At 68.5% G+C, this 7,804-nt stretch carries 6 protein-coding genes; 2 read left to right on the top strand and 4 right to left on the bottom strand.

The genetic code is table 11. The features are described from left to right. From QHF89_RS49475 to QHF89_RS49465, 3 genes are all read right to left on the bottom strand, one after another. Positions 1-1,769, bottom strand: a 1,769-nt coding sequence (locus QHF89_RS49475) for a DUF2169 family type VI secretion system accessory protein (protein WP_284722006.1), incomplete at its 3' end; no start/stop codon positions are given. A 99-nt stretch (positions 1,770-1,868) separates the two neighbouring features. Beyond that, entirely contained in the window at positions 1,869-3,155 is a 1,287-nt protein-coding gene (locus QHF89_RS49470; protein ID WP_284722005.1) for a sigma 54-interacting transcriptional regulator, read from the bottom strand. Beyond that, a complete protein-coding gene (locus QHF89_RS49465) occupies positions 3,152-4,894 on the bottom strand; it encodes a serine/threonine-protein kinase (RefSeq protein WP_136973373.1) in 1,743 nt (580 codons plus the stop codon). The genes QHF89_RS49470 and QHF89_RS49465 overlap by 4 nt, the downstream gene beginning before the upstream one ends. 241 nt (positions 4,895-5,135) lie before the next feature. Here QHF89_RS49465 and QHF89_RS49460 point away from each other — a divergent pair, with 241 nt between their 5' ends. Both QHF89_RS49460 and QHF89_RS49455 read left to right on the top strand, forming a co-directional pair. Continuing rightward, positions 5,136-6,083: a serine/threonine-protein kinase gene (locus QHF89_RS49460; protein ID WP_284722004.1), complete on the top strand. Its 948-nt coding sequence runs from the start codon at positions 5,136-5,138 to the stop codon at positions 6,081-6,083. A 168-nt stretch (positions 6,084-6,251) separates the two neighbouring features. Continuing rightward, positions 6,252-6,419, top strand: a complete 168-nt coding sequence (locus QHF89_RS49455) for a hypothetical protein (RefSeq protein ID WP_284722003.1) — start codon at positions 6,252-6,254, stop codon at positions 6,417-6,419. A 752-nt stretch (positions 6,420-7,171) separates the two neighbouring features. Here QHF89_RS49455 and QHF89_RS49450 read toward each other — a convergent pair. Next, positions 7,172-7,732 carry a hypothetical protein gene (locus tag QHF89_RS49450; protein ID WP_136973376.1) on the bottom strand — a complete coding sequence of 187 codons (561 nt, stop codon included), beginning with the start codon at positions 7,730-7,732 and terminating at the stop codon, positions 7,172-7,174. Between the last annotated feature and the right edge of the window lie 72 nt (positions 7,733-7,804).

Below are 7,804 nucleotides of genomic sequence, written 5' to 3'. Positions count from 1 at the left end.
GGCAAAGGCACGGCCGCGGGCGGCGGAGGCACGGCCGCGGGCGGCGGAGGCACGGCCGCGGGCGGCGAAGGCACGGCCGCGGGCGGCAAAGGCACGGCCGCGGGCGGCAAAGGCACGGCCGCGGGCGGCAAAGGCACGGCCGCGGGCGGCAAAGGCATGCCTCCCGAAGGCGTCGGCCCCCTCAACGGCGGCGCTTGCACCAGCGGCGGGGGCCCCACGACGGTCGGCGGCAGCGGCGGACGCACGCTCCCCGGCGCGCGATCCCCGGCTCCACCCTTCTCGAACGGCATCGCCGCGCGCTTCGCTTCGAGCTCCGCCAGGTCGATCGCGCGTGTCGCGTGCTCGTCATCGTCCCGGCGGTACGGCCTCGGCGGCGGCGGGGGCGCCGGCGGGATGCCCAGCGCGGCACGCGCCTGCGCGGCGGCGCTCGGCTGCGCGTTCATGAAGGGCATCGCCGGGCGCGACGGCGGATCGTCCGGCTCGATGGCGCGCGTGCGCATCAGCGGATCGTCGAAGGGCGTCGCCGGGCGCGACGGCGGATCGTCCAGATCGATGGCACACGTGCGCATCAGCGGATCGTCGTCCTCATCGACACGCGGGCGCGCCGGCAGCGGCGGCGTGTTCGGCGGGAGCACCGTCGGCGCGCCGGGGGGCCGCGGCTGGAACGGGAGCACCGCCCGCGAAGCCGATTTCTCGTCCCGAACCGGGAGCGTCACGTCCGTCACCGAAGCCTGTGCCTGCACGGCAGGCACGACCGGCGCGGGCGCCCGCGCGCGCATCACCTCCGCCGCCTCGGGCCAGCGGATCGGGTTGCCCGGGAGCTCCACGTCCGCGAAGGCGCGGAGCTGCGGCACGGTCTCCAGCCGATCGAACGCAAAATTGCCCCGGAAGACGAGGGACGCGACGAGCCTGTCGGCGTCGATGACCAGGAGATCCGCGACGAGGTCGATCACGCGCCCCTGCCCCGGCCCGCCCGGGCCGACGAGGTACGTACACGCCTTGGCGCGGACCTGCGGTAGCCGCGACTGCACACGCGGCAGGGTCGGGTGCATGCCGTCGAGGACGATCCACTCCTCGCCGCGGAGAAACTCGATCTGCTGGTCGGGCGGCGCCGGGTTGAACCAGCGGAAGTCGAAGCCGTCGGGGATCTCGGCGACGACGCCGTCGAGCCGCTTCCGGTCGACGTTCCCGAGCAAACGCCGACGATGCGGCCAGTAGCGCCCGTACGGGCCGAAGCCCGCGGCGCGCGTGGGGCCGCGGGGATCCACGAGGTTCGGCAGCGTGGGCGCGCTCGGCGGCACGCCGACGGGGTTGTCGTCGGTCAGGGCGGCGCGCTCGTAGAGGAGCGGCATGCGGTCGAAGGGACGAGGCGCCTGGGGCGCGTTCGCAGCGCGGTCGCCGAAGACGTGGATCGTCTTGTCGAGCAGTCCACGCTCCCGGAAGATCGCGAGGCGGGCGGAGAGCGCGGGGACGGGCCGGCCGCCGGGGGCGTAGGCGTGTCCGGAGAGGAGGACGCCGGCCGAAGGCAGGTACGGCGCGGTCTCGAGGGCCTCGACGACACTCGCCGCCGGGTGCTTGTCGCGGTTTTTCTCCTCGCGGATGAGGTCGAGGGCCGTCGTCGGCCACGCCGTGCGCTCGTGCGTGAGCGAGACCGTGAGCTTGAGGAAGATCGTGGCGCGCAGGACGCCGCCGCTGCGCCAGAGCGTCGAGCCACAAGCGACGGGCTTGAGGGCTGAAACCGGGATCGGGAAAGGTGACGTGGAGGGCACTACCCGCGTTCCTGGTGAAGCGCTTTACGTCGCGCTGTGGAAGGACGGTAGCCCCGGCGGGGAGGCCATGGCAAGCGGTTCCGCAGGGAGGGCCCCCGCTCACTTCTCTTTCTTCTTCTCGTCCTTCTCTTCGAGTCGTCGATTCATGTATCCGCGGGAAATCCCGAGCTGCTTCGCAGCCGCCGACTTGCTGCCGGCATCGGCGATCGCCTTCTCGATGGCCTGCACCGTGGGCGGCGGCGCCGCCGTCGACGCGCTCACGCCGAGGACCTGCGTGACGGCGGAGAGCTTGAGACCCAAGCCGGGATCCATCGACGCGACCAATCGATCCAGGTCTCGCACGTTCCCAGGCCAATCTTGCAGCATCATCAGCTCGATCGCCTCGACGTCGACACGCACCCGTCCGAGATCGAGCGTCCCGTACCTGCGCTCCCACAACGCCTTCGTCACGGCGAAGAGGTCCTCGGAACGCTTCGCGAGGGACGGCAACCGAATGCGAAACGTGAACCGCGCGAGGAGGTCTCTCCGGAACGTGCCTTGCGCCACGCATGCGGCGAGATCGCGGTTCGTCGCGGCCACGATGGCCACGTCCACAGGTAGCTCACGCGCGCCACCGAGGGGCGTCACGCCATGGCCGTCGAGGACACGCAGGAGCTTGGGCTGCGAGGTGCCCGGGAGCTCGCCGAGCTCGTCGAGAAAAACGGCGCCTCCATGATGGGCACGAAGCACGCCCGGCTTGGCTTCCACGCTACCGGAATAGGCGCCTCGCTCCGAGCCGAAGAGCTGTGCCTCGAAGAGCGTCTCGGGGATCCCTCCCACGTTGACGGCCGTGTATTTGTGCATTCGACCGAGCGCCCGCGCGACCTCCCGCGCCACAGCCTCCTTGCCCGTGCCGGTCGGGCCTTCGATCAGCACAGGGTGCAGGCGGCGCGCAGCGACTGCGGCGATGGCCGCGTGCATGTCCGCGAGGCCAAACGGGCCGACGAGCGTCCCCAGCGCTTCCATCGGTCGAAACGGACCACGATACGCTTCCCGAAAGACGAGCAGCGTACCGCCGATGCGGAGCACCGTCCCGTCCTCGATCGGCACCTTCGCCCCCGGATCGAGGCGGTGTCCATTCCGGAACGTGAAGTTGCGTGAACCGAGGTCCTCGACTTTCCACTTCCCTCCCTCGAATGAAAAGGACAGGTGCTGGCTCGAGGCCTTCGGGTCGACGATGCCTGCATCGGCAAGCCATGCGCGCCCGACGGGCTCGCCCGACGAAGGCATGGGGAGGACGGCCGAGCCTGGGAATGCAGCGAGCAGGACCGGGCGCCCCCGATCGACTTGCTCGGCGGTCGGCGGCCTGTGCTCTTCGGTGGTGGGCGGCAAACCGGGTCGGGTCATGGTCGGGCTCCGTCGAGATATACGAATACGTGGACTGGGGCGCTCTCGCGGGGGCCGGCGCGGAGCCGCATGCTGCTGCAGAGAATGGAGTTCTTGATCCCCCCGCGATTGTCCGCGATGCGCACCTCGGGATAGAGGTCCCTTGTTCCCTCGACCACGCGGATGAAAATACGGCCGTACGCAAGGTCCATCGAGCTTGCGCGCAGGACGTTGACCTTGTCTCCGCCCACGCGGACCATCTCCTTCATCGGGGAGCAAGCCCGATCCCCGGTCCTCTCGTTGCGCATGCATACGAGGGCGGAGGGGTTCGTCCCCGCCAGATCCTGGTTGCCGTCGACCACCACGGCGCCCGTCATGCGTAGGGTCCAGGTGCGCTCGGGGAGGGCTTTGTCCTCGCAGCGCCCAGCATTGCACGGATACCCGGACTTACACTTCCCGTCCTCCTCACAGCAAGGCAACCCCGGATCCACGTCGGGCGCGGTGACGTTCGGGCGAACCGCCGCCGCGCCCTTGCTCTTCGCGGAGAAGTCAATGGGAATCGCGGCCTGCGCATCGTCCGCGGGTTTCCCTTTCATGTACATCCAAAGCGCGAATGCCCCACTGGAAGCGGCCCCGACGAGCGCGAGGAGGAGCAGAGGCCAGCTCGCACCCCCGAAGCCGGACGAGGCGGACCGCGACGGAGGCGGCGGAAATTGCGGCACCGAAGGCGAACGCTCATGCGGCATGGACGCGGTCCGAGCCACCGGAGGAGGCGCGGACGGCGGCGCATGCATCCCCTCGGTGAAAAAGACGGGCGATTGCGCCGAGGTCGGCGGGACATGCGTGGCCGTCGGCGCGCTGTGCGCTTGCGTGATCCCCGGAAGCGAAGCCGATCCGGTTCGCAGCATCTCGTGCAGCGCCCCGCCATTCGGGGGGCGGCGGTGAGGATCGAGCGCGAGGCACGCGCGCAGGATCGGCACCCAGGGGCTCTCCGGCGCGGGCGGAGGCCATGGGAGGCGTTGATCCCAGGCGGCGCGATAAGCATCGTAATAGGCCGGCTGGACCGCCTCTGCGGGCAAACCCGTGGGATGTGATCCGAACAGGAGCTCCCACCCGAGCACCCCGAAGGCGAACATGTCGCGGGCAAACCCCTCACGATCCGGGGACCAGGGCCCAGGAGAGATGAGCTCGGGCGGGAGATACGGCGTCGTGCCGACGACGGCCCCAAACGTGGTGATCGGCGAGGGATTGCCTGCGGGCGCCGAGATCCCGAAGTCGACGAGCTTCACGCCGCCCGGCGTGAACGGAGCCGACCAGAAGGCGTCCGTGACGAGGACGTTGTCCGGCTTCAAATCCCGGTGGACGATGCCGAGCGCGTGCACGTGTGCGAGGACCGCGGCGAGCTGGTCGAGCACGGCGATCCGATACTCGGATCTCATGCGGGGATCCCGGGCCGCAGCGGCGAGGGATTGGCCCTGGACGAGATCAAAGACGAGCCCGATCAGGTCCTCGACCGAGTTTCGAAACAACTCGCGGCACGGCACGAGCCCCGGGTGCGTCACCCCCTGGAGCGCCTGCGCCTCGCGCCATGCGCGCTCCGCGGCGCCCTTCTCGAGCTCGCGGAGGGCGATCAGCTTGAGCGCGCGGGGAGCCCCCTCCTCGAGGACGTCGGAGACCTCCCAGACGGACCCCTGCCCGCCCTTTCCAAGGCGTCGCTTCAGCTCGTACCGGTTGACGCGTGACCCAGGTTTGAGTTCCACGACTGTGGTTCATACAACAGCACACGGTCGAACGGGAAGAAACATGCGCGGGAGGCGGATCGCGATCGGGCCGCGAGGGGGACGAACCTGATCGCGGGCACGAGGTTCGGCCGGCGCACGATAGCAAAACGAAAGCTTTTCAAGGGTTTGCCAAGGCCACGGGGGGCGATGGGGCCGGGCACGGAGGGTGCACTCCGGGGTGCACGCGTCGCACTCGGACGCGACGAGCATCGGAGGAACCGTGAACGATCGATACCAATTGCAGGAGAAGCTCGGCGAAGGGAGCTTTGGGACCGTCTACCGCGCCGTCGACAGGGACAGCGGGCGGGTCGTAGCCGTCAAGCTCCTCAAAGACCGCAGCCCCGACGGGCGAGAGCGGTTCGCCCGCGAGGCGCTCGTGCTCTACGAGGCGCTCGACAATCCGTTCATCGTGGAGTTGCTCGATCACGATCTCGCGGCCCCACAGCCGCACATCGTCCTCGAATACTGCGATCAGGGCCCCCTGGGGCGGCTGATCGGGAAGCTGCACTGGCGTTCGACGGCCGTGATCCTGATGCAGGTGATCACTGGATTGCGCGCCATCCATGATCGGAACGGGTTTCATCGGGACATCAAGCCCGACAACCTGCTCGTGACGACCGTGGAGTCCGGTACGTTCGTCGTGAAGCTCGCGGACTTCGGGCTGGCGAGGGTGCCCGGCGTCGGAACCATGATGACGCGGGGGCCCGGAGGAACGCCGGGGTACATCGCCCGCGAAATCCTCATGGGCGAGCCGTTTAGCGCGGCGGCGGACATTTATTCGCTGGGCGTCGTAGCCACCGAGCTGCTCACGGGCACACGCGACGCGTCGGCACTCCACAGGGCGGATGTTCCTCCTGCGTTGCGCGACCTCGTGCTCGCCATGCGGAGCGACACGCCCGAGAACCGTCCCGACGCACGCAAGATCGCCGAGGTGCTCCTGTCGTTGCTTGCTCCACCGTCGGGAAATAGGCCCCCGCCAGGGCCCGCGGTGCCCCCGGCACCCCCAACACCCCCCAGCTCGGGTCCGTCGGCGCCGCTCGTGATTGGCGGGGCGCTCCTGACGGTCGCGGCGTTTGCCGCGCTCGCCGCGCTCGCCGAGGGCCGTCCGGAGTGGGACGCGAGCGTGCGCAGGTACCGGGGAAAGGACGGGCAATTCAAGAAGGGCTGAGCGGCGCGATCGCGATCACCTCCGCTGCCCCGGAGAGGTGATCGCGATCGGCGCGTGACACGCAAAACCGGCCGTAGAAGGCCGGAAATCGATGGGCACAGCGGATGCAGTGAACGATCGGCACGCGCCGAGAAGGGCGCGTGCATTGAGTACGAAGGAGATGCGACGATGGCGAAGAATCAGCCGAGCCCCAACGATCAACGTTCGGACGTGAAGAACCCCAACAACCCCGCGTACAAGGACGACCGCCAAAACCGTATCGAGCAGGGGCACCCCAACGTGCCTCCGCCGCCGCAGGGACAGCCCGAGGCCCCCAAGCAGGAGCCCAAGAAGTAGCGGCTTCGCGCGGGGTGCCCTCCGTACACGGGTACCCCGCGCCTCTTCGAGCAGGACGCTCGGGCGCTCACCCCTTCGAGCGCCCGAGCCTCCCCTTCTTCCGAGCATCCCGACGGAACTCGACTCTGATCACGGGCTCGCCGACTCCGATGTCGAAGAGGGGGGACTCCGATCTCGGGCTCGCCGACTCCGATGTCGAAGAGGGGGGACTCTGATCACGGGCTCGCCGACTCCGATGTCGAAGAGGGGGGACTCTGATCACGGGCTCGCCGACTCCGATGTCGAAGAGGGGGGACTCCGATCTCGGGCTCGCCGACTCCGATGTCGAAGGGCCAGCACTCCGATCTCGGGCTCGCCGACTCCGATGTCGAAGGGCCAGCACTCCGATCTCGGGCTCGCCGACTCCGATGTCGAAGAGGGGGGACTCCGATCTCGGGCTCGCCGACTCCGATGTCGAAGGGCCAGCACTCCGATCTCGGGGCGATCCGCGCCAGGTTGGCCAGCAGCACCTTGCCGGCGCTGTCCACGGCCAGGACCGGGTCGCTCACGGCGGGGAGCAGGGCATCGAGCTGTGGATGCAAGCTCGGCTCAACATGACGCGCTCGATGGCCAGCCTGGCGACCGTGGGGAGGTGGAGGCTCGCGAATGCTTCGGGGCGGCGTCCGCGCGTGGTGGCGTAGACATGGGTCCTCCATGACGGGCGAGCCCCCTCTCCGCGTTCGTCCTCCGTCGAGACCACCCACGTGGGCCGCTCACCCTCGAATACCGGCTTTGAGCTCGTCTCGTATCTTGCGGTCGATCGCGAGTTCCTGTTCGTAAAAGGCACGCGGATTCGGCGGGAGCGTCGGATCCGCGTGCCCCTGCTCGACCTCGGCGATGAGCGGTTCGATCACCGCAAGGCCGGCTTCAAATTCACCATTCATCTGGCAGCACCGCGCATAGATGCCGCTCATCGAGTGTCGTTTCTCGATGCCGGAGAACCCCCGCTGCAAAAGCTCATGCCAGATCTCCCGGCAAACCTCGTGGGGTTGCTCGTCTCTGAGCGCCTCGTCCAGGAGCCACTCCGTGATGCGCCGCCTGGTCTCCACGACATGGTACTCGTTGTCGCCCGCCCGCTCGACAAATTCCGCCTCGATTCGACGATATTCGCGGACCGCTTCCTCGAAGCTCAGCTCTTCGGACAAGTAGACCGCGTTCATTCGCTCGATGAACGCGATCTCCTCCGGCTCTAATTTTCGCCACATCTTCAGCGCTCTCCTAGTGTCCTGGGACCAAAGTTCGTAAAAATTCTCAGCGCATCGGTACAAATCCATGACCTGACGACATATGCAGGTGTGGGAAGACCGAAGAAGCCGCTGGTCCTAACGGAAGAGGAACGCGAGCTG

Source organism: Polyangium sorediatum (genome assembly GCF_029946465.1).
In the GTDB taxonomy this organism is placed as follows: domain Bacteria; phylum Myxococcota_A; class Polyangia; order Polyangiales; family Polyangiaceae; genus Polyangium; species Polyangium fumosum.
Note: the sequence above shows the minus strand (reverse complement) of the source record. Positions and strands in the feature narration are given on the sequence as shown.